Consider the following 23,748-nt stretch of genomic DNA (forward strand, 5'->3'; position numbering starts at 1 on the left):
ATGACTAATTGACCGGTTTCCTACGTTAATTCCGTATCGGTATTAAGAAAGCGATGAATTGCTTTTAAAACCGCGTCTGGTTTTTCTGCGTGAACCCAGTGGCCGCAACCGGCGACTACCCAAGCTTTAGCCTGTGGAAATTGTCTGGCGATATCGTGCCGATATTCTTCCTGAATATAAGGGGAGAGGCCGCCGCGAATAAATAAAGCGGGATGAGGCCATGTAGGGATCTCTTGCCAGCCAATGATCTTTTCATACTGGTTAATTAATACCGGTAAATTGAATTTCCATTCCCCCTGATGGAATGATTTCAGTAAAAACTGAATGACACCTTCTTCCTGAATATTTTCTCGCATCATCTTAGCGGCGTCTTGGCGGGTTTTGACTCCGGCTTCTGTCACTTTATTCAGTGCGGTAAAAATCTGGTCGTGACGGCGAACCTGATAAGCAACGGGTGCTATATCAATAAGAACAATTTTTTCTATCCGTTCTGGCGCTAGTGCGGTCATTGCCATCGCGATCTTACCGCCCATTGAATGACCGATAATAATGGCGGATTGAATTTGCAGATGATCCAGTAGGGAAATAACATCTTGTGCCATATCGTGGTAATCCATGTTATTTGCCCGTGGAGATAAACCGTGATTGCGTACATCGATTTGAATGACGGGGTAGTATTGCTGCAAATCACGAGCCAAAACCCCAAGATTATTGAGATCGCCGAATAACCCGTGGATGAATACCACAGGGGTAGAAGAGAGCGGATTTTCCGGTATCTGCATATGGTAATTTAACGGGCTGTCTAATTTCATGATGAGAATTGTTTTCTTTAAGGTATTGATGTCATACCGTGTATATTGTTGCTTAAATTATAAAAAAGCAACCAGGCTGTACAATTATAGTTAATAATATCTTATGATTAAGTTGTTCTCAAAACATTCATGTATCAAAAACTTGTTAATTTTTTCAATGTAATACTTAATGGATTGAAAAATAAATGTTCTTCAAGTAAATAATATTTTTAAATGGAAAGTTTTAAATAACTTATGAGATGATTATCGGTTCAATCATCTTAGTGAGGTTATTGATTGTGTGTTTATGTGATCTATATCTTAAAAAATTGTGTGTTAATTTTAATTTTTTGTGAAAAAATGATGAAAATTTGCTTTATATGTTATATGAATGAAGATATAAGGTACATTTAACAATAACTACACCGTTCTAATAAGAATAAATAGAATCTGATTTTACACTATGGATTAGGGAATTAAGAAGTGAAGAAAAATTTACTAAAGAGTCTTTATTTTCAAGTTTTGGTCGCAATAACTATCGGCATACTTTTGGGGCATTTCTACCCACAACTTGGTGCGGAAATGAAGCCATTAGGTGATGGATTTGTCAAATTAATCAAAATGGTTATTGCTCCTGTTATTTTCTGTACCGTTGTGACCGGTATCGCAGGTATGGAAAGTATGAAAGCTGTTGGTAAAACAGGCGCTATTGCATTGGTATATTTTGAAATAGTTAGCACAATCGCTTTGATTATTGGGCTAATTGTTGTCAATGTTGTACAGCCTGGTGCAGGGATGAATATTGATCCCTCTACATTAGATGTTAAAGCGGTATCCCTATATGCGGAAAAGGCGGCTGAACAAGGAATAATCGCATTTTTGCTTGATGTTATTCCGGCTAGTGTCATCGGAGCGTTTGCCAGTGGCAATATTTTGCAGGTCCTATTATTTGCTGTGTTATTTGGTTTTGCACTTCATCGTTTAGGAGAGAAAGGGAAACCAATCTTTAATATTATTGATGGTTTTTCTCATGTTATTTTCGGTATTATCAATATGATAATGCGATTAGCTCCTTTGGGGGCTTTTGGCGCAATGGCATTTACCATCGGGAAATATGGTATTGGTACATTGGTACAATTAGGGCAATTAATAGTTTGCTTTTATATCACCTGTATTCTTTTTGTAGTGTTTGTTTTAGGAACAATTGCAAAAGCCACTGGGTTTAGTATATTCCGATTCATTAATTACATTAAAGAAGAATTATTAATCGTATTGGGAACATCGTCTTCTGAATCTGCATTGCCGCGTATGTTAGATAAAATGGAGAAAGCGGGATGCCAGAAATCTGTTGTTGGTTTGGTGATACCGACGGGATATTCATTTAATCTGGATGGAACCTCTATTTACCTGACAATGGCCGCGGTATTTATTGCTCAAGCGACGAATACTCATATGGATATAGTGCATCAAATAACGCTATTAGTTGTATTGCTTTTATCCTCCAAAGGTGCCGCTGGTGTAACAGGTAGTGGGTTTATTGTATTAGCTGCGACAATTTCCGCTGTTGGGCATTTACCACTAGCGGGGCTGGCATTAATATTGGGAATAGATCGTTTCATGTCAGAAGCAAGAGCTTTAACAAATCTGATTGGCAATGGTGTTGCAACGATTGTGGTAGCGAAGCGTTGTCGTCAGCTTGATGAAAGCAAATTAAACGAAGTGTTAAATGCTAAATAAATAGATCTTTAAGTTTTTATCTATTCGATGATTAATAAAATAATGCCGGCTTTTAACCGGCATTAATTCTAATCAATAATAGAGTACCGTGTAATTCGAAAAAGCTTACTATTTGAATGGATAGCATTTCTGTACTGTGCTGATTATTGATATATGCGATTTATTTCAGTTGAGATGTAGCGGAAGGTTTCAAAGAAACGGATAGGGTAACGGAACAGGCTGATGCCAATGTGGTCAATATTATCCCTGAGTTGGGTGTTTTAGTAGTCAGTGCTGGAGAGTGGCCCCTTGTTTACCTGAGTCAGATAAAGAAATCGGGTTTTATGGGGTAGCATGATTAAGTATATGACGCGTAATTTAGGGCTTACATTAAATAGCACAAAATGGTAAATTAAATAAACGTCAACAACTTAATAGTATGAAATGTTTAAAAAATTAACTTTACCATTGACTGTCATATTTCTTTCTGGATGTGTTCACACTACTCCTATGCCTGTTCAAATATCACAACCTGGTGACAATTTGATGTCATGCGAGTCTGTCATTTTTGAAATGGAGAAAATGCAGAATCTTGTTAAACAGAAAGATAGTGAATTGAATGGACAAATAGCGAAAAATTCAGCCTTGGGTGTCACTGGAGTGTTCTTGCTGATTCCGCTTTTCTTCATAGATACTAGCGATGCAAAAACGGTAGAAGGAAAGGCAGCAAAAGATAGGTACGAAAAACTACAGCAAATCTATCGTGATAAGAGCTGTGCAGAGAAAGAAAAAAAGTAAAAATTCTATTTTGAATGAAAGCGCCAAGTAAGGCGCTTATTTTTTTCATGGATAAGAGAATCAATAAGATTGTATTTAGATTCCACTAAACAAAAACGGGCTTGCTTAGACAAGCATTGAGTTTATTTACATGATTTAATTGGAAAAATTTAAATTTATTAACCTTGGTGGGATATGCTTCTGGCGTCCCCTGCTGGAATCGAACCAGCAATTAGCCCTTAGGAGGGGCTTGTTATATCCATTTAACTAAGGGGACATAGCTTTATTATAACGGCTTTTCATTCATAATATAAGGCGTTATAAACTGTTTGCCTATTTAGTGATCGCTTGAATTGAGTACCATTCAAGTTGGATTGTCAGTAATATTGACATTATTGATGATCATCGGCGAGTCGTGCAAAAACTGATTTGCCGGATCTAGAAGGTTATTACTTGGAGAGATGTATGAAGTATCGTTTGGGGGGAATCGCTCTTACCGCCGCATTACTAGTGGGGTGCGCTAATTCATCTGATACTGTTGAACAGGGGCGTTCAGACCCACTGGAAGGTTTTAACCGTACAATGTTCAACTTTAATTATGATGTTCTTGACCCTTATGTTTTACGTCCAGTCGCGGTAGCGTGGCGTGATTATGTGCCGATGCCTGCTCGAAATGGTTTGGGTAATTTTCTGAGTAATCTCGAAGAGCCGGCTAGTATGGTAAACAGTTTCTTGCGTGGTAATCCATATCAGGGAATGAAACATTTTAATCGTTTTTTCCTGAATACCATTTTGGGTATGGGGGGGCTGATTGATGTTGCAACGATGGCAAACCCCAAATTGGCAAAAGAAGAGCCAAAACGCTTTGGGAGTACTCTGGGCTATTATAAGGTGGGGTATGGCCCTTATGTTGTATTACCGGGCTATGGCAATTTCACCCTACGTGACGAAGGGGGTAACTGGGCGGATATGACTTATCCAATGCTGAGTTATCTGACTATTTGGATGTCAGCCGGCAAGTGGGCATTTGAAGGGATTGAAACCCGTGCTCGTTTACTGGATTCTGATGGCTTGTTGAAGAACTCGTCAGATCCTTATTTGATGATGCGTGAGGCTTACTTCCAGAGCCATGATTTTATGGCAAGCGGCGGTAAACTGGAAGCCACACAAAATCCAAATGCCGAAGCAATACAGGATGATTTAGATAGTATTGATGATTGATAACTCCTTATTGGGTTTTTAACCGCGTAGATAAAAAAGGATAGCAATATCGCTATCCTTTTTGAGAGTGGCATATTATTAGAATGCGTAGTTGAAGTTCACACCATATAGCCAGGCAGTGCCTTTAGCGTCGAATTCGTATGCGTTAGGCAATGCTTCGGACAATTTCTCTTTAACAGTGACTTTCTGACCATGCATATATGAAACACCTACATCGACAGAAGCATCTTTGTTAAATGCGTAGGTTGCACCAGCACTCAGCCAGAAACGATCTTGATCCGGAATGGAGATAGAACGGTTTTCAGCAGGAACCGGGCTGTCGTCAAAGGCGATACCTGTACGGAATGTCCAGTTGTCGTCGTGATAATAAGTTGTACCTAAAGCAATACGGTAGGCATCTTTAAAGCCTTCATGTTTACTAAACAGGACAGATCCATCTTTATTTCTGGTCCCTTTCAGTTCATTAAACTCACTCCAGCCTGCATATGCTAGGCTATAGTGGATAGCCCATTTAGGCGCTACGCGGTTGTAACCAGAAACTTCCCAGATATCAGGCAAATTGAGATCCAATCTACCGCCAATGGTTTGGCCGCCAGTAGCTGGTAAATGTACTCCCGCTTTTTCCAGCATTTGACCTAGCTGAACAGGTATGTCGTTTTTATAGTCACCGTCTTTAAACTTAATTTTAACTTTAGAACGGTAAGTCAGGCTGTAGCGGTTATTTTCATCCACTTCATACATGATGCCTGCGTTCCAGCCATAGCCCCAATCTTTACCTGACAGATTAGCAACTTCATCTGTTGGTTTCACGAGACCTTTTTTTGGTATCTTGGGGTGTTGATCCAGAATGTATGACAGAGCGCCCGCATGACGGACGATTTCTGCATCCGCATAAACAGCGTTCAGCCCTAAACCAAAGCTAAAGTGATCATTCAGCTTATAAGCACCGCTTAAGTTGAAGTTCAACGTTGTCAGGTCAGTTTTACCGCCGATAGGGCCTGCCTCATAGTTATTGCTAAAATCGGTTGCCAGGCCGAAGTTGGTAGTGACCGAAGTACCAACAAACCATTGATCATCGATTGGCATAATGAAATGTAGGTTAGGTATCCAAGCGGTAGGCGCGATATTTTTAGCGTTAGTACTTTTGCCCGTTATTGGGGATTTACCGGTAATATCAACATCTGGGTTGATATAGATAGCGCCAATGGAAAATGATGGGCGATCAAACAGCGTCATTGCTGCTGGGTTACGGCTTCCTACCGATGCGTTATCAGCGACAACGCCTTCCCCGGAAAAAGCGCGGCCCAAAGCCGAAGTAGAAAATTCATTTAACTGGAAACCAGCAGCGCCAGCATTCGATGAAATTATTGCCACTGCAACCGCTAATGCTGAACGGGTGAACAGGTTTTTCTGGTTCATAACCAAAACCCTCTTGTTTATTATTTAACTATGCCACTTATCTTAGCAAGGAGCGCAGGATTGTAGGGTCGGTTTGCCTCGCTGACAAATCAGACCAGTCGTGAAGTATAGGTCTGATAACAGTTGGTGTTGCAAGAATGTTTTCAAAATATTACCAAGTTGATATCAAAAACGCGACTCAGTTAACAAAAAAATGATTTTTGATATTAATAAAAACGTTTAAAAATGATTTTTTAAGATCAAATTTCGGCAGATAAATATTCTTTAGGGGGTAGGGTGAGTTTCCCGGTAGTTAAAGGGAGATAAAATATTAAAATTCATTATGAATATTTTAGTAATGAAATTGTGACTGGTGTAATAGGCTAATTTCGCATAAAAGCTTGCGAACATGTTCGAATAAGTATTGAAACCATTTAGCCATTAAAAAAATTAAAGTTGCGCTTCCTCTCATTTTTGATTTATTCAGGTTTGCTATTTATAAACATTACGCTAACAATGATCTATCAGGTCAGACCTGTCCAGATTGGTTGAAAAGTTTTTTTCAGTAATTTGATTCAGTTAACGATAATCTTTCAGGAGCCGTTATGAGTCGTCCTTTAACAAAAGTGACACAGCAAGGTGATCGTATCGCCATTGTCAGTGGGCTACGTATTCCATTTGCTAAACAGGCAACATCGTATCACGGCATACCGGCTGTGGATTTGGGTAAATCAGTCGTCAGCGAACTGGTGACTAGGAGTGGTTTACTTCCTGAAAAGATTGACCAACTGGTGTTTGGGCAAGTAGTGCAAATGCCTGAAGCGCCGAATATCGCCCGTGAAATCGTTCTTGGCGCTGGGTTAAGTGTGAGTACTGATGCTTATAGTGTATCCCGCGCGTGCGCCACTAGTTTCCAGGCGATTGCCAATGTGGCTGAAAGCATTATGGCTGGCACGGTGAATATCGGGATTGCCGGCGGAGCGGATTCCTCGTCTGTATTGCCGATTGGTGTGACTAAATCCCTGGCTCGTACTCTGGTGGATATGAATAAGGCTAAAACGCTATCGCAACGCCTTAAACTACTTAGTCGCCTTAAATTTCGTGATTTATTGCCTGTATCTCCGGCGGTAGCGGAATATTCGACAGGTCTGCGTATGGGAGATACCGCAGAACAGATGGCGAAGACTTACCGTATCAGTCGAGAAGATCAGGATGCGTTAGCACACCGCTCCCATATTCTGGCGGCGAAAGCTTGGGAACAGGGATTGTTAGCTGATGAAGTCATGACAGCTCATTTCCCACCGTACCGTGAAGCACTGCTTGAAGATAATAATATTCGTAGAAATTCTGTACTGACCTCTTATGCGAAGCTGCGTCCAGCATTTGACCGTAAGTACGGCACGGTCACTGCTGCAAACAGTACACCGCTGACAGATGGTGCGGCGGCGGTCATATTGATGCGTGAATCAGTGGCTAAGGCGTTGGGAACAAAACCGCTCGGTTATCTGCGTAGCTACGCATTCTCAGCCATTGATGTCTGGCAGGATATGTTATTAGGGCCGTCATACGCCACGCCAATAGCGCTTGATCGGGCCGGTATTACACTAAAAGATCTAACTTTAATCGATATGCATGAGGCTTTTGCGGCTCAGACGCTGGCAAACCTGAAAATGTTCGCCAGTGATGAATTTGCTCGTCATAAATTAGGGCGTGCTCAGGCAATTGGTGAAGTCGATATGGACAAATTTAATGTTTTGGGTGGTTCAATCGCTTATGGGCACCCATTCGCAGCGACAGGAGCTCGTATGGTGACGCAAGTATTGAATGAGTTGCGCCGTCGTGGCGGAGGGCTTGGGTTGACAACCGCTTGTGCTGCTGGCGGGTTGGGCACGGCTATGGTATTGGAGGTGGAATAATGACTCAGGCTCAGCATGATGCGGCACCCATCACTACGGGTACAAACCAAACTGCTTCCGTTTTCAGTTTTGATATCAGGCCGGATAAGATCGGCGTTATCACCATTAATGTGCCGGGAGAAAAGGTAAATACGCTGAAAGCAGAATTTGTTGATCAGTTTCTGAATGTTTTCAAACAAGCTCAGCAATCTTCGGGTCTTAAAGGATTAATATTGATTTCCGGTAAACCGGATACATTTATTGCCGGTGCCGATATTTCTATGATTGCCGGATGTAAGACCAAAGAAGACGCGCGAGATTTGGCTGAAAAGGGCCAGAAACTATTTTCCCAGATAGCTAATTATCCTTTGCCTGTCGTAGCGGCAATTCATGGCGCTTGTTTGGGGGGCGGTTTGGAATTGGCGCTTGCATGTCATTGGCGTGTATGTTCATTGGACGATAAAACTCGTCTTGGATTACCGGAAGTTCAACTTGGGTTATTACCCGGTTCCGGCGGTACTCAGCGGTTGCCAAGACTTATTGGCGTTAGTTCAGCGTTGGATATCATGCTGACAGGTAAACAGCTACGGGCGAAACAGGCATTACGGCTCGGGTTGGTGGATGATGCTGTGCCGTTGGATATTCTGCTGGACATTGCTATCGAAAAAGTCAAAAAGGGTATTCCTGTGCGTAAGCCTTTGCCGTGGCAACAGCGGTTATTAGTTGGCCCCTTGGGAAGATACTTTTTGTTTAATATCGTTCGTAAAAAGACACTGGCGAAAACTCGTGGGCATTATCCTGCACCTGAACGAATTATCGATGTTGTCAAAGAAGGTCTTGAAAAAGGCATGAGTCAGGGTTTACGGGCTGAGGCGGTAGCATTTGGCGAGCTGGCAATGACACGGGAATCTGCGGCTTTACGTAATCTGTTTTTTGCTGCGACTTCGTTGAAGAATGAAACGGGTTCATCAGAGAGACCGGCGGAAATCAAGCGCGTTGGTATATTAGGTGGTGGCTTGATGGGCGGAGGCGTTGCGAATGTAACAGCTACTCGCGGCAAACTACCGGTGCGGATTAAAGATATTAATGAAAAGGGCGTTAGCCAGGTATTGAAATATACTTGGGATTTGTTGTCCAAGCGGGTGAAGCAAAAACGACTACGCCCGGCGGAGCGCGCTCAGCAAATGATGCTGATTTCAGGAACGACGGATTATCGTGGTTTCGCACAAACCGATATTGTTGTTGAAGCAGTGTTTGAGGATTTGTCACTGAAACAGCAAATGGTGGCGGAAATTGAAACGAATGCTAAACCAGAGACCATATTTGCATCTAATACATCTTCACTGCCTATCCATCAGATTGCTGAAAAAGCTCAACGACCAGAACAGGTTATTGGTCTGCATTATTTTAGTCCAGTGGATAAGATGCCGCTGGTGGAAGTTATTCCACATCAAGGGACCAGTGAGAAAACGATTGCTACAGCCGTTGCTTTGGCGAAGAAACAGGGTAAAACCGCTATTGTGGTGGGTGATAAAGCTGGGTTTTATGTAAACCGGATTCTTGTCCCTTATATTAGTGAAGCCGCTCATTGTCTGGTAGCAGGAGAACCTATTGACCATATCGATGGAGCACTGGTTAATTTTGGTTTTCCGGTAGGGCCGATTAATTTATTGGATGAAGTAGGTATTGATGTTGGCACCAAAATCATGCCGATTCTGGTAGAGCAACTAGGTCCGCGTTTTGCTGCGCCTGAATCTCTCGATGCTGTACTGAAAGATGGTCGCAAGGGTAGGAAAAATGGCCGTGGTTTCTATTTGTATGCATCAGAGGCCAGAAAATTCTGGCAGTTTGGTAAGAAAGGCAAAAAAGTTGATAGCTCGATTTATACCTTGCTGAATATAACACCTGAGTCGCATATGCTCTCGTCAGAAATCGCTCAACGTTGTGTGATGCTAATGCTTAATGAAGCTGTTCGTTGTCTGGATGAAGGCATTATCAGAAGTCCGCGTGATGGTGATATTGGGGCGGTATTTGGCATAGGTTTTCCGCCATTCTTTGGTGGTCCATTCCGTTATATTGATAGCCTTGGTTGTGCCAGAGTGGTAGAGATCCTGCGTAGGCTGGAAAGCCAGTATGGAGACAGATTTGTACCTTGTGAATGTTTAGTGAAAATGGCTGAACAGAATAAAAGTTTTTATCCATAGCAGCCTATACTGTATTGATGAAAAAATTAATTCCGGTGTTGTTGAAGCACCGGAATTGTATTGAGCGTTTTTGAATGAAAAGGATCTCTTTATAAATTCAAGCAACATCCATTGAGTTGTCGTGCAACCATTTTATTTATTTTGAGTAGAATGCTTGTTCACCATCTTTGAAATGTTTTTGTAGTAACAATTTTTATTGTATAACTTAGGTCGAGATTGCTGATATTTGTTAGCGGTAGAATAACTGCACTTACTCATTCATACGGTGGACTATGCAAATTTTTATTATGCGTCATGGTGACGCGGCTTTAGATGCAATGAGCGATGCCGCCCGGCAACTGACTCCTCGCGGTTGTGATGAATCGCAAAAAATGGCTTGTTGGTTAGCACAGCAAAAGCATCAAATTGATCTTGTATTGGTGAGTCCTTATATTCGCGCTGAACAGACGTTACAGATTGTTCGTAAATTCTTGTCTTTACCCGATAGTGAAGAAGTGTTGTTGGGGTTAACGCCATCAGGTGATGCTGTTACAGTGAGTAGTTATCTCCAGTTTCTTGCTGAGCAAGGTCATAACGCTGTTTTAGTTGTCTCTCATTTACCATTAGTCAGCTACCTGGTTGCTGAGCTATGCCCGGCAGAAACACCACCGATGTTTGCAACTTCTGCAATGATATGTGTAGATTTAAACAGCCAGACTGGCAAAGGGGCTCTTGTCTGGCAGGTCAGTCCGTCACAATTAGCAGAAAAAGCCTAATAATCCAGCAATGTATAGACTCAAGGCTCATCAAGTTCGATCAGCATCAATAGTGCGGCGTTGCCGCCCCATTCCTTTGGCGCTTGATGGAAAGCTATGATATCTGGGTGTTGAGCTAACCACAGAGGTGTTTGCTGTTTGAGAATGTGTTTTCCGTGGCCGTGCATGATGCAGGCACAATAGACATGTTCACGACGGCAAGCAGCGATCAATGCCCCAATTTCCTGTTTGGCCTGCATTTGCGTTAGTCCGTGTAAATCAAGAAACAGCTCTGGCGAATAGTCACCTCGACGTAATTTCTTCAATTCGTAATGGTTTGTATCTCCCCTTACATAACGGGTAGGACCCTCGGTATCAAGGTTAGGCTGAAATTCATCAGAAAAATAGTAGCTGGCATCAATTTGTTCTTGCTGGACTCGTTCAGGGGCAATATAGCTGATTTTTTTTCTTCTGGGAGAATGTAAGACGGTATCCTGGTTAATGCGTTTGGTGCCTGCTACCGATTGTTGAAATAAGTGAATTTCTTCCTCATTCAGGGAGTATTTATTTTTCATCATTGCTCAGTTAATTAAACCATTTTGTGACAAGTGTACTGCATCTTTTTAACTATTAAACCTAATTATGCTTAATAAAACCTGATTTTACCGAGTTTGTGGTTTAAAAATGCTGATAAGAAGGCATATCTCGGTAGTTAACAAAATAATTTGACAATAACAGTTGGTTGGAAAATAAATGTATATACAACTAGAAATCTGATTTATCAGATATAGACCAATACAGGATGCTAATCATGGCGATAGAACTGCGTGATACTGATATCATCTGGCGCAATGCAAGACTGGCGACAATGGACCCCGCTGTCAATGCAGCTTACGGATTATTAAGAGAATATGATCTTCTGGTACGTGATGACAAAATTTTAGCTATTTTACCCACCGCAACATTACAGACGAATTGCTGTCAGGTTATTGATGTTCAACAACGCCTAATTACCCCTGGTTTAATCGATTGTCACACCCATTTAGTGTTTGGTGGTAATCGGGCTTATGAGTGGGAACAGCGTTTAAATGGTGTGTCTTATGCTGAGCTTAGTGCTCAAGGAGGAGGGATTAATGCGACAGTTTCTGCGACTCGGGCCAGTTCTCATGAACAACTTGAGTGTTCCGCGCAGCAGCGTCTTGCTGCATTTATGGCCGAAGGCGTAACCACTATTGAGATTAAATCGGGTTATGGATTAAATCTGGAAAATGAAGAAAAGTTGCTACAAGTTACGCAAAACTTGGCGCGACATAATCCGATAGAAATCAGTCCCACATTGCTTGCTGCTCATACTTGCCCACCTGAATATAAGCATAATCCTGACACTTATATGGATCTGATTTGCGAAGATATCCTCCCACAACTCTGGCAAAAAGGGTTGTTTGAGGCAGTAGATGTTTTTTGTGAAAGTGTGGGATTCAATCTGGTACAGACTGAGCGGCTTTTTCAGGCAGCACAACGTTGGAATATTCCAGTAAAAGGTCATGTGGAGCAATTATCTCGTTTAGGCGGAAGTGAACTGGTCGCTCGCTATCATGGTCTTTCTGTGGATCATATTGAATATTTGGATCAGGCGGGAGTTGAGGCGCTCAGTCACAGTGGTACGGTAGCCGTTTTGCTTCCTGGCGCGTTCTACTTTTTGCAGGAAACACAGCGCCCACCTATTGATTTATTGCGGCAATTTAATGTGCCGATAGCCGTATCTACCGATTTTAATCCTGGAACCAGCCCATTTGCCTCTTTGCGAATGGCTATGAATATGGCATGTGTCCAATTTGGATTGACTCCAGAAGAGGTATGGCTGGGTGTCACCCGACATGCGGCTCGTGCATTGGGCAGAGAACAGAGTCACGGACAGTTGCGTGCGGGAGCTTACGCCGATTTTGTTGTTTGGGATGCGGAAAATCCTGTTGATATTTTCTATGAATTGGGCCATACCCCTTTGAATACCAGAGTGTTTCGTGGCGTTATGACTCATTCCAACATATAAACAAATAAGGAGCGGTAAATGAATTTATGGCATGCTACTTCGCCGACTATTTGGCAAGGACGAAATGATTTGGCAGAAGCGGATAATGCACTACGGCTTTTTCAAACAGTTAAACTGTCTCCGTATTTTACGCCGGAAGAATTTTCTCACTATATTGCTCTATTAGGGTTTGAATGTGATGAAGGTGTAAAACGTAATCAAGGAAGGCCGGGCGCCAATCAAGGTCCTGATTATTTGCGGCAATCGCTGGCAAATATGGCTAGTCATAAAGGGCATGATCGATTGGTGGACTTGGGAAGTATTCGTGCTAATCCCAATCAATTATGTGAGGCACAACAAGCCTTATCTGACGCCGTTACTCAATGCCAGCGTCAGAATGTACGTACTTTGGTATTGGGTGGTGGACATGAAACGGCTTTTGCTCATGGTGTTGGAATTTATGATGCTTTTCCACATCAACGTGTTGGTATTATTAACTTTGATGCTCATCTTGATTTACGGCGATCGCCGCAACCTACTTCTGGCACACCATTTCGTCAACTTGCTGAATATTGTCAGCAACATCAACGCCAGTTTCACTATACTTGCATTGGTGCAAGTTTGGCGTCTAATACTCAGGCATTGGTGGATGAGGCAAACCATTTGAATGCCACGATTATTTGGGATGAGCAATGTCGTGAAACTATGCTGGGCAAGGTGCGACAGCAGATACAAGATATACTCCAGCAAGTTGATTTGATTTATATGACGATCGATTTGGATGTATTACCTGCTTATCAGATGCCAGCCGTCTCTGCGCCAGCCGCATTGGGGATGCCATTAGAGCGCCTTTTGCAATTAGTTCAGCCAATTTGTCAGAGTGGTAAACTACAGGCGGCTGATTTGGTTGAACTCAATCCAATATTTGACATACAGGGCATAGGTGGAAAAGCAGCGGCGCGTATTGCCTGGCAATTAGCACATTGGTGGTATTGATTATCTAGAATAACAGTACTATTGTGTTTTTTATTTTGGCAAAGATAGCCTGATAAAGTGAATGTAATTAATCACTTAACATTTTTACAGCATAAGGAATTTATTGTGACGACGCACTTATCAGGATCATTTGCCAAACCTGCGCCTCTGTATGCCAGAGTGAAACAATCCATCATTGAAAAAATTTATACTGGTGAATGGAAATCAAATGATCGTGTTCCCTCTGAAGCTGAATTGGTTAAACAATTTAACTGTAGCCGTATGACTGCCAACCGCGCGTTGCGTGAATTGACTGCTGAAGGACTATTAGTACGGCTGCAAGGCGTGGGATCGTTTGTCGCTGAACCAAAGGGGCAATCTGCGTTGTTCGAAATTCACAGCATTGCTGATGAGATTTCAGCTCGTTCTCATCAGCATAGCTGTAAAATCTTAAAATTATCCGAGCTGAATGCGGATGTGAAACAGGCCGCTGAATTGGATATTGTCGTCGGTACTCCGATTTACCATTCGGTTATTATCCACTATGAAAATGATATTCCTGTTCAGATAGAAGATCGTTATGTCAATGCTCAAGCGGCTCCTGGCTATTTGCAACAGGATTTTACTAAGCTTACTCCACACGATTATTTGTCAATGATTGCCCCATTAACGGAAGGTGAACACATTGTGGAAGCTATTGCTGGCGATCCTCGATCCTGTAAGTTGTTGCAAATTGAATCAGGAGTTCCCTGTTTATTAATTAGTCGTCGAACTTGGTCGACTCATTACACTGTCTCCAGTGCCAGGCTGTTATTTCCCGGTAATCGCTATAAATTAAAAGGGCGTTTCAGTTCATAGCGATATCTTTATTGCTCACAACTGATTTTTTTCCGTATGAGCTGATAGGGTTGCCATAGATCATTACCTTGGTAATGAATTAATGCGATTTCACGTATTATTATCCGTCCCATTTATGGCAACCGTATTGGTAAGGGCATTAAATAAGGGGAGGTCAGAGTCAGAATCACCAGAGGCAACGCACTTTTCCAAATTTAGCCCATATTCCTGTACATACTTTTTTAATATCTGTAATTTAGTATTAATCTGATGGGGCCAGCAATGCCAGCCCCGTTAATCGTAATCAAGTTATATTGATATTATCCTTAATTGACCGAGTGTTGATTATTTCTGAGCTGATAATGGAAATAGCTTCAATAATATTTTCGTGATAATAATCATTAATCAATGTAATCACTAATGGATTGACTGTCCATTGGGAGATATTATTATCCACTATTTTCATTACTAATTTACCTATAGCTAATTGAATTTCATCTATACAATCTGGAGTTGTTTGACCAGCTTTAAATAGGGTAATATTGGTATGAGATAATTTCCCGCTTAAATTGCAGTTAACTATTCTACATTCAAATGGTATTGCTGCCAGAACTTTATTAATATAGGTATCACTTGCCCCCATTTTTCGCAATTTCCCAACGATTGGCCCATGTTTACCTGATATATTTAAGTTATCTCTGAACTCTTTTATCTCGTTATTATTAATTATAGTATCTAACAAGAACAATTGAATTTCTCTTGCACCTAGCTGTTCTAATTGAAAAGCAATCTCCATCGCTAATTGTCCACCTAATGACCATCCTAATATACGAATAGGTTGATCAATAGAAGTTTCAGTCAGAATTAACTCCTTATAAATTTGAGCTATTTGGTGTAGTGAATCTATCTGATTATCTGTACAGAGATTATAATTATCGATGCCTATGCAGTTATACGTACTAGATAAATTGTTTGCCAGAAATTCATAGACTTCACTACCGGCATTAGCAGGGTGAACCATAAATAGTTTATTTGTTGCCGTTGATTTTGGTGTTAATGAATTAAGCAAGCTAAGTTTTGTATTGCCTGTTTCCACCCATTGGGATAACAGAGAAATGCATTTGCAACTAAATAAAATATTTAAAGGAATATCAACCCCCATTTCATGACGTATCGCTGTGGTCAGCTTAATTGCCGTCAGGGAGTTTCCCCCGATGCGGAAGAAATTGTCATCAATACCCACCCGCTCCAGCCCTAATACGGCCTGCCAAATGGTACAGAGCTGAGTTTCCAGTGTATTGCGAGGCGCTACATAGTGGTCTTTATTACCCCAGAGCGGCGCGGGTAATGCCCGCCGATCCACTTTGCCATTCAGGGTCAAGGGTACTGCTTCAATACGGGTAAAACTGGCAGGCACCATATGTTCTGGCAGGTGGGAAGATAAGTGCCTGACGAGCTCATCGTCTGAGAGTTTCCCTTCCGTCACTAGATACGCCGCCAGTACTTTATGGCCGTTATGCTTATAGTCGATCACCACCGCCTGTTTTACCTGTGGGAGCAACGTGAGTGCAGTTTCAATTTCACCCAATTCTATGCGGTAACCACGGATTTTGACTTGGAAGTCATTGCGTCCGAGATATTCCAGATTGCCATCCGGCCGCCAGCGGACTAAATCGCCGGTTTTATACAAACGGGTATAACCGTGAACCTTGTCTGCTGCGGTGGCAAAGGGGTTTTCTACAAAACGTTCGGCGGTCAGTTCCGGCCGGTTTAAATACCCCCGTGCCAGCCCGGCTCCGCCGATATACAGCTCTCCCGGAACGCCGACAGGAGACAGATTGCCATGACTATCAAGAACGTAAAGGCGGGTGTTATTAATCGCTTTACCAATGTTTGTTGCAATATCTCCACGTTGATACTGCTTTCCTGTCGCACAAACGGTCACTTCTGTTGGGCCGTAAGCATTCAGTATGCCGTTGTGTTGGCTGAAATATTCAAGAAAATCGGAAGAAGGTGATTCGCCGGCGGTCACTAATAATTGCAAGGAAGGTAAGTGTGAGCCAATTAACAGTTTGAGTATGGCTGGCGGTAAGGTCGCTATCTCAATGTGTTCTCGTTGAATGAGTTTTTCAATTGCCTGGGCATAACGTTCTGTTTCGCTGCAAAGGTAAAGCGTCAGGCCATTAAATAGACTGGGGAAGAGTTCGAAAACAGAGCCATCAAACACATAGGCGGCAAACATTAAGGATTTTTTTCTCTTGGCGGCATCAAAGATTTCTGCCTGTGCCGCTGCCATATGAGCCACATTTTTGTGCTCAATCATGACGCCTTTCGGCAGGCCGGTGGTGCCTGAGGTATAGATAATATAGGCCAAATCTGAGGGTTGGTTTACCGATGTAGGATTGTCCACGGGCTGGCCTGCGGTGATTGTCGGGTCATCCGCCGCTATCAGCATCCGTTGTTTTGCGCATGTTTGCGTGTCTGTCTCCAGCGTTGCCAGATAATTTTGCTGAGTGACGACACAGGGTGATTGGGTATCGTCTAAAATAAACCGAACCCTCTCTAATGGATATTCAGGGGAAATGGGCACATAAGCGCCACCGGCTTTCAGTACCGCTAAAATACTGATGACCATTTCCAGACTGCGGTCGAGGTAGAGGGCGATGGGGGTATCCGCTTGCACAGGGACATTATGGTGTTGCTGATAACGTTCACGGATAAGATAAGCTAGCTGGTTTGCCCGTTCATTAAGCTGGCGGTAGGTCAGGGATTCGCCTTCAAACACCAGCGCCACGTTATCCGGTGTCCTTTCCGCTTGGGCTTCAAACAGTTGTTGCAGGGTTTTATCCTGTGGGTAAGGCGCATCGGTTTGATTCCAGCGGTGCAGCAGGGTATGACGCTCTGTTTCGCTGAGGAAGGTGATTGATGTATGTGGCTGGTCTGGGTTGCATGCCACTGCGTGCAGGATACGTTCAAGCTGACCCAGTATGCGCAGTGTCTGTGCTTCTGTCAGCCAGTCTTTGCCATAACTGAATTTGATGATGAGACTGTTATTGTGCTCATAAGCTACCAGCGATACCGGATAATCCGCTTTTTCGACGGCCTGACGGAATGTCAGAGTATGTTCTATACCTGCTGGATTTTCGCTTACCGAGGGAGCAGGGTAGTTTTCAAATACCAGTAAGCTGTGGAACAGTCGTTCCCCGTCGGATTGTAAACTGGCCAGTGAGACGGCACTGTGGCTGTTGAGGGCAGCGATAGCCGTCTGAATATCCTGTAGAACCGCCGCTACACTGTCTGTTGGACGCCATTGCACTATCAGCGGCAAGGTATTGATATATAGGCCAACACTGGATTCAATCCCCACCACCGGAACATCGCGGCCGGAGACGGTGGTGCCGACAAGAGTCTGTGTATCGCCCGTGTAGCTGTGCAAGAGTTTATGCCAGGCAAATTGCAGGGCCACATTTAGCGTCACCCCTTGTGTTCGGCACATATCTTTAAGCTGCGTATAAGCGCCGCCTTGAACAATGAGTTCCTGTTCTGCCGGGTTTTCAACGCTTTTTATCTGGGCTAAATCGACGCGATGACTTAACAACGCAGAAAAATCATTGGCGTCCTGAAATTGGGCTTTGCGTGCCGCCCAATAGGTGTCTGACTCGGCTTGATGATCCAGATGATATTGTTGGGTTGCCAGATAAGTTTGTTCCACCACAATCTGGGGTTTTTGCCCCTTTATCAATTGGTTGTAATACTCATGCACAGCTTGTAATAAAATCGGGTTACTCCAGCCATCGGCAATGCAATGATGTTGCGTAAGCAGTAGGGTAACTAACTGTTCATCCTGCCTGATGAGAGTGAAGCGGATTAATCCGGGCTGACTTAAATCAAAAGGCAGAGTACGGTCATGTTGTTGAACTTCGTTAATCGCCTTATCTCGGTCTTCTTTTGGTAATTGACTGATATCTTTGAACTTGAAGTTCGATGGTCCAATACTGGCGCCGGTTGTTACGATTTGTAATATTTTTCCTTCCCAATCAAATGCGGTTCTGAGAATGGGGAAACGCAGTGAAGCCAGTGACCAGGCTTGTTGATAAACGGCAAAGTTGATATTGGTGTGATAATCCAATAGCAATTGTACTCGATAGGCATCATCCTGTGGTTGAGTCAGATGATGATAAACAAACCCTTGTTGCAAGCTGGTAGCAGGGAATATCTTTTCAATTTTATTTCTGGAGGAGACGATTGGAGTATTCGAACCAGAATGATTTTCATTAAAAGAAAAATTTTTAAAGTCATTTTCAGAGAAAATACTTCTTTCATTTAAAAAATCTAAAATGTTTTCTTTTCTCTGTTTAACCTTATCAATAAGTTGGGAGGGAGGAGTTTCCCCGGTAAACGCCAGTTTCAACTTATTCTCACTGGCCCATATTGATATATGATTTTTACTGAGTTCTTTAAATAGTATCAGCATCTTTTACACGTCCAAAATAGTTTTCTTTTCTGAGAGATAGTCTGCATTTTCATGATTCACATGATCAAAACGATGAATGAGCTGATTTAGCTGTTTCATTGAAACGTCTTTGAATCCGTAATCACTGGGGGTTTTTATTCCGCCTAATTGAGCCTGCTTTTGACCAGTCGCAATGATGTTATTCAGTGCTTGCTCAAATGCTATGATGAACATCTCCGTCCGGGTTTGTGGTAAGCGGGAATCCACGCTGAATTGCAGTTTTCCCGCCTGAACCGCGCCATTAATGCCCAATAGTAAGTGGTTAATATTTTTGCTGTCTGACACAGACCCACAATCATCGTTGGTTATGGACCAATCTTGATAGCTGGCTCCCCCTAACTGGCCAAGGTAGTTGAAACTGATGGCCGGTAGATTGCCAGTGAGGTATCCCGCTTGATGTAACGCACTGTAACCAATACCTTTATTCGGTACGCCACGAAGCATTTCTTTGGTGTGGATGATGGTTTCTGCAATATCAGTATGCATTTCCAGGCGGACAGGGTACGTAGTTGTAAACCAGCCAACGGTTTCGGAAAGATCTAATGTGTCGTCAATGGATTCCCGTCCATGTCCTTCCAGAGTGATGTAGTTTACCGCTTGGGAGAAAGTCTCCTGCAAAGCCAGTGTCAATGCGCTCAACAGTAAATCGTTAATTTCAGTGTGATAACCGGTATTGGCTTCATGTAGTAGCATGTCCGTCATTTCGGCAGAAATGCTTAACAGGTGCTGAGTGATGTTATCCTGCGTGGGTTTGGTATCGTTTCCTATTATTACCTGTTGCCAGTAGGGTATTTCATCCTGATGCTGCTGTGCATAATGATGGACTGTCGCTACCCATTGTCGATAACTGCTGGTCTTCGGTGGTAAGGTCATCTCTTGTAATAACAGACGCATATGTTCAGCAATAATCCGCCAGGAGACGGCATCAATAATCAGATGGTGGAATGCGAAGAATAGTCTGGCACTGCCATCCGTGTATCCGGTCAGATGACCTGCTTGCCATAATGGCCCGTTGTTGTAATCGAACCCACTTTGCCATTGGGTGAGTTGTTGATGTAATGCTTCCTTATTTAATCCCCTGATATCACAGTGATGTAAAATAGAATATGAAGATGGCATTTCTGCGGAATAGCACTGACGGTAGCCGTTTTGGGTATCTACAAAACGGGTACGTAGCATATCGTGATGTTCAGCCAGCATTATCAGAGCCTGTTCAATCTGTGAAGATTTGATATTCCCGGGGATCTGAATCATAAATGCCTGATTCCAATGATGTGGATTTGGCCAATTCCAATCGAAGAAGGTCTGCTGGATAGGCAACAGGCCAAATTCCCCGCTTAACAATCCCTGCTCTGCGAGCACGTTAACGGTAGATGATGAGAGGGCTAGCAATTGGGCTAACCGGGCCACTGTTGGTGCTTCAAAAATTGATTTAACTTGAAGGGAAAAGCCCGCCTGACGCAGTTTTGAGACCAATTGGATACTGACAATGGAATCACCGCCAATGCGGAAAAAGTTATCTTCAATACCAATGCGTTCCAGTCCCAACACGTCCTGCCAAATGGTACAGAACTGAGTTTCCAGCGTATTGCGGGGTGCGACATAGCTATCTCGATCTTCCCAGATTGGTTCAGGTAAGGCGTGGCGATCCAGTTTGCCGTTCAGAGTCAGAGGAACGGACTTAATACGGGTGAAGTTGGCCGGTAGCATGTATTCCGGCAAGCGGGAAGAGAGATGTTTTATCAGGCTGTCATCAGACAATTCCCCAGTCGTCACCAGATACGCGACCAGTATTTTATGGCCGTTATGCTCACGGTCAATCACCACCGCCTGTTTGACCTGAGGATGAGTCGCAAGGGCAGTCTCAATTTCGCCTAATTCAATGCGATAACCACGAATTTTGACCTGAAAATCATTGCGCCCCAGATATTCCAGAGTGCCATCCGGCCGCCAGCGGACTAGATCGCCGGTTTTATACAGACGGGTATACCCTTTGGTTTTATCCGCTGTGGTGGCAAAGGGATTCGCCACAAAACGTTCGGTCGTTAGTTCTGGTCGGTTTAAATACCCCCGCGCCAGCCCGGCTCCACCGATATACAGTTCTCCCGGAGCACCGACAGGAGACAGATTGCCGTGATTATCAAGAACATAAAGGCGGACATTATTAATCGCTTTACCAATGTTTGTTGCAATATCCCCCCGTTGATACAGCTTCCCTGTCGCACAAACGGTCGCTTCTGTCGGGCCGTAAGCATTCAGTATGCCGTTGTGTTGACTGAAATATTCAAGAAAATCGGAAGAAGGTGATTCGCCGGCGGTCACTAATAATTGTAGGGAAGGCAACTGAGCGCCCGTTAATAATTTCAGTATGGCAGGGGGTAAGGTGGCTATTTCAATGTTTTCCCGCTGAATCAGTTTTTCAATTGCGGCGGGGACATTACGTTCTGTTTCGCTACAAAGGTAAATTGTATGACCATGAAACAGGCTGAGGAATAACTCGAAAACCGAGGCGTCAAAAACATAAGCGGCAAACATTAAGGCTTTTTCTCTCTCTGTGGCATCAAAGATTTCTGCCTGTGCCGCCACCAGATGAGTCACATTTTTGTGCTCAATCATGACGCCTTTCGGCTGGCTAGTGGTGCCTGAGGTATAGATGATATAGGCCAAATCGGAGGATTGGTTTACCGATGCCGGATTGTCCAAGGGCTGGCCTGCGGTGATTGTCGGGTCATCCGCCGCTACCAGTACCGGTTGTTCTGCGTATGGTTGCGTGTCTGTCGCCAGCGTTGCCAGATACTTTTGCTGAGTGACGACACAGGGTGATTGGGTATCGCTTAAAATAAACTGAACCCGTTCTAATGGATATTCAGGAGAAATGGGTACATAAGCGCCACCGGCTTTCAGTACCGCCAGAATACTGATGACCATGTTCAGACTGCGGTCGAGGTAGAGGGCGATGGGGGTATCCGCTTGCACAGGGACATGATGGTGTTGCTGACAGTGTTCACGGATCACATAAGCCAGTTGGTTTGCCTGTTCGTTAAGCTGGCGATAAGTCAGAGATTCGCCTTCAAACACCAGCGCTGTGTTATCCGGCGTCCTTTCCGTTTGGGTTTCAAACAGTTGTTGCAGGGTTTTATCCTGCGGATAGGGTGCGTCGGTCTGATTCCAGCGGTATAGCAGGGTATGGCGCTCCTGGGCGGACAGGATGTCAATTTTGGACAGCGATTGTGTCTGGTCTGCCACGAAGGCTGCCAGCACCCGCTGGTAAATCCCCGCCAGTCTCACGATGGTGGTGTCAGCAAACAGGCTGACAGCGTAATTCAGACATCCGGTAATATCGGTTTGCCCGTCGGATAAAAACAGGCTCAGGTCAAACTTAGCGGGGCTGTATAACGGCTCATCCAGTGTCACCGGTCTGAACGGCAGACGGCTGTCTGGCGAATTTTCTTTAACGCTTTGCAACCCGAACATCACCTGAAAAATCGGATGGCGGGCGGTATCACGCGCAATATCCAGCGCCTCAACCAGTTGTTCAAACGGCATGTCCTGATGGACCTTAGCCTCTGTTACCCGCTGATGGGTCTGTTGAATCAGTGTTTCCACACTGGTGGCTTGTTGAAGTTGTATCCTTAAGGCCAGTGAATTGACAAACATCCCAATCAGGGGCTGAGTTTGGGCATGGTGTCGGTTATCCGTCGGCGTCCCCAGAACGATATCATTTTGCCCGGATAATTTTGCCAGCGTGAGATAAAAGGCACTGAGCAGCACGGTATACAGGGTGGTTTCCTGTGCTTTTGCCAGATGCCTTAACTGTTCAGACAGTCGGGTGTTCAGCACAAACTTGCAATCTCGGCCCTGATAATTCACCCGTGTGGGTCTGGGATAATCGGCGGGCAAGGCCAGTGATTCGTAGCCGGACAGGGCCTGCCGCCAGTAAGCGAGCTGGTGTTCACGGACATCGCCCTGTAGATAGTCTCGTTGCCAGGCGGCGTAATCGCCGTAGGTAATCTCCAGCGGGGGAAGCGGGCTGTCACGGCCTTCTCGTAAGGCGTGGTAAATTTCCGCCAGTTCAGCCATAAAGATATCGACCGACCAGCCGTCAATGGCGATATGGTGCCATAGCATTAATAAGTAGTGCTGACCGGCAAGCTGATAGTGGCGCAGGCGCAGGCTGGGTTCCGCGGTCAAGTTAAACGGAGTGGCTATTTCAGCACGCACCGTGCTCAACAGCGTGCCAGCATTTTCACAGGGCTGGGACTGGATAACCCAATTTCTGTCCAGTTTCTGCGGGTAAACCTGTCCGTCATCATCGCTGCGGTACACCATCTTCATTACAGTATGGCGTTCAGCCAGCCGGTTAATGGCGGTTTCCAACAGGGGCAGACAGGCATCATTATCCAGTTGAACCAGATAAGGGATATGGTAGGTATCGGAGCCTTGTTCAAATTGCTCAATAAATAGCATCCGTTCCTGAGCAAACGATAAGGGATAACGTTCTCGTGCCAGATGAGGGATAACCGTATAAATCTGCTGTTCCATCTGGGTTGTCAGGCCCGCGATGGTTTTCAGCGCAAACAACTGCGCCAGTGAGACCTCGGTTGCCAGTATGCGGCGGATGGCGGTGGTCAGCCGAATTGCCGTCAGGGAGTTGCCCC

Annotated in this window: 15 protein-coding genes and 1 tRNA gene; 9 read left to right on the forward strand and 7 right to left on the reverse strand. The window is 44.0% G+C overall.

From position 1 onward, the window contains the following. Window positions 1-20 precede the first annotated feature (20 nt). Window positions 21-782, reverse strand: a complete 762-nt coding sequence (gene ybfF, locus Phpb_RS10620; protein ID WP_420848347.1) for an esterase — start codon at window positions 780-782, stop codon at window positions 21-23. Window positions 783-1,274: 492 nt separating this feature from the next. On the opposite strand from ybfF, the gene Phpb_RS10625 reads away from it, so the two are divergent. Together Phpb_RS10625 and Phpb_RS10630 are read left to right on the forward strand one after the other, a co-directional pair. Beyond that, on the forward strand, window positions 1,275-2,528 hold the full coding sequence (locus Phpb_RS10625) for a dicarboxylate/amino acid:cation symporter (RefSeq protein WP_065390307.1): 1,254 nt from the start codon (window positions 1,275-1,277) through the stop codon (window positions 2,526-2,528). Between the two features lie 561 nt (window positions 2,529-3,089). Then, a complete protein-coding gene (locus Phpb_RS10630) occupies window positions 3,090-3,305 on the forward strand; it encodes a hypothetical protein (RefSeq protein ID WP_131817513.1) in 216 nt (71 codons plus the stop codon). A 181-nt stretch (window positions 3,306-3,486) separates the two neighbouring features. Here the strand turns inward: Phpb_RS10630 and Phpb_RS10635 are convergent. Further along, window positions 3,487-3,561 (reverse strand) — tRNA-Arg (locus Phpb_RS10635). A 188-nt stretch (window positions 3,562-3,749) separates the two neighbouring features. Here Phpb_RS10635 and mlaA point away from each other — a divergent pair. Continuing rightward, window positions 3,750-4,505: a phospholipid-binding lipoprotein MlaA gene (mlaA, locus tag Phpb_RS10640; protein ID WP_065390308.1), complete on the forward strand. Its 756-nt coding sequence runs from the start codon at window positions 3,750-3,752 to the stop codon at window positions 4,503-4,505. Window positions 4,506-4,583: 78 nt separating this feature from the next. On the opposite strand, the gene fadL is transcribed toward mlaA, so the two are convergent. Further along, window positions 4,584-5,924 (reverse strand): long-chain fatty acid transporter FadL, encoded by a 1,341-nt coding sequence (gene fadL / locus Phpb_RS10645; protein ID WP_065390309.1) that lies wholly within the window; start codon window positions 5,922-5,924, stop codon window positions 4,584-4,586. A gap of 584 nt (window positions 5,925-6,508) precedes the next feature. On the opposite strand from fadL, the gene fadI reads away from it, so the two are divergent. From fadI to sixA, 3 genes are all read left to right on the forward strand, one after another. Beyond that, window positions 6,509-7,819: an acetyl-CoA C-acyltransferase FadI gene (gene fadI / locus Phpb_RS10650; RefSeq protein WP_065390310.1), complete on the forward strand. Its 1,311-nt coding sequence runs from the start codon at window positions 6,509-6,511 to the stop codon at window positions 7,817-7,819. Further along, a complete protein-coding gene (gene fadJ, locus Phpb_RS10655; protein ID WP_065390311.1) occupies window positions 7,819-10,002 on the forward strand; it encodes a fatty acid oxidation complex subunit alpha FadJ in 2,184 nt (727 codons plus the stop codon). The genes fadI and fadJ overlap by 1 nt, the downstream gene beginning before the upstream one ends. Before the next feature lie 272 nt (window positions 10,003-10,274). After that, window positions 10,275-10,757, forward strand: coding sequence for a phosphohistidine phosphatase SixA (gene sixA, locus Phpb_RS10660; RefSeq protein WP_065390312.1), 483 nt, complete (start codon window positions 10,275-10,277; stop codon window positions 10,755-10,757). 20 nt (window positions 10,758-10,777) lie between these two features. Here the strand turns inward: sixA and smrB are convergent, their stop codons facing one another. Then, window positions 10,778-11,311 carry an endonuclease SmrB gene (gene smrB, locus Phpb_RS10665; protein WP_065390313.1) on the reverse strand — a complete coding sequence of 178 codons (534 nt, stop codon included), beginning with the start codon at window positions 11,309-11,311 and terminating at the stop codon, window positions 10,778-10,780. Window positions 11,312-11,547: 236 nt separating this feature from the next. On the opposite strand from smrB, the gene hutI reads away from it, so the two are divergent. From hutI to hutC, 3 genes are all read left to right on the forward strand, one after another. Beyond that, complete coding sequence (gene hutI, locus Phpb_RS10670; protein WP_065390314.1) at window positions 11,548-12,786, forward strand: imidazolonepropionase; 1,239 nt, start codon at window positions 11,548-11,550, stop codon at window positions 12,784-12,786. 18 nt (window positions 12,787-12,804) lie between these two features. Beyond that, window positions 12,805-13,761, forward strand: a complete 957-nt coding sequence (hutG, locus tag Phpb_RS10675) for a formimidoylglutamase (RefSeq protein ID WP_065390315.1) — start codon at window positions 12,805-12,807, stop codon at window positions 13,759-13,761. A 105-nt stretch (window positions 13,762-13,866) separates the two neighbouring features. Beyond that, window positions 13,867-14,598, forward strand: coding sequence for a histidine utilization transcriptional repressor HutC (gene hutC / locus Phpb_RS10680; protein WP_205634764.1), 732 nt, complete (start codon window positions 13,867-13,869; stop codon window positions 14,596-14,598). A 90-nt stretch (window positions 14,599-14,688) separates the two neighbouring features. On the opposite strand, the gene Phpb_RS27545 is transcribed toward hutC, so the two are convergent. From Phpb_RS27545 to Phpb_RS26780, 3 genes are all read right to left on the reverse strand, one after another. After that, window positions 14,689-14,844 (reverse strand): HAD hydrolase family protein, encoded by a 156-nt coding sequence (locus Phpb_RS27545; RefSeq protein WP_109396615.1) that lies wholly within the window; start codon window positions 14,842-14,844, stop codon window positions 14,689-14,691. 37 nt (window positions 14,845-14,881) lie between these two features. Continuing rightward, a complete protein-coding gene (locus Phpb_RS10685; RefSeq protein WP_065390316.1) occupies window positions 14,882-19,051 on the reverse strand; it encodes a non-ribosomal peptide synthetase in 4,170 nt (1,389 codons plus the stop codon). A 3-nt stretch (window positions 19,052-19,054) separates the two neighbouring features. After that, the coding region (locus Phpb_RS26780) for a non-ribosomal peptide synthetase (protein ID WP_240492515.1) at window positions 19,055-23,748 on the reverse strand (4,694 nt) is incomplete at its 5' end.

The organism is Photorhabdus namnaonensis, assembly GCF_001684335.1.
Lineage (GTDB): Bacteria > Pseudomonadota > Gammaproteobacteria > Enterobacterales > Enterobacteriaceae > Photorhabdus > Photorhabdus namnaonensis.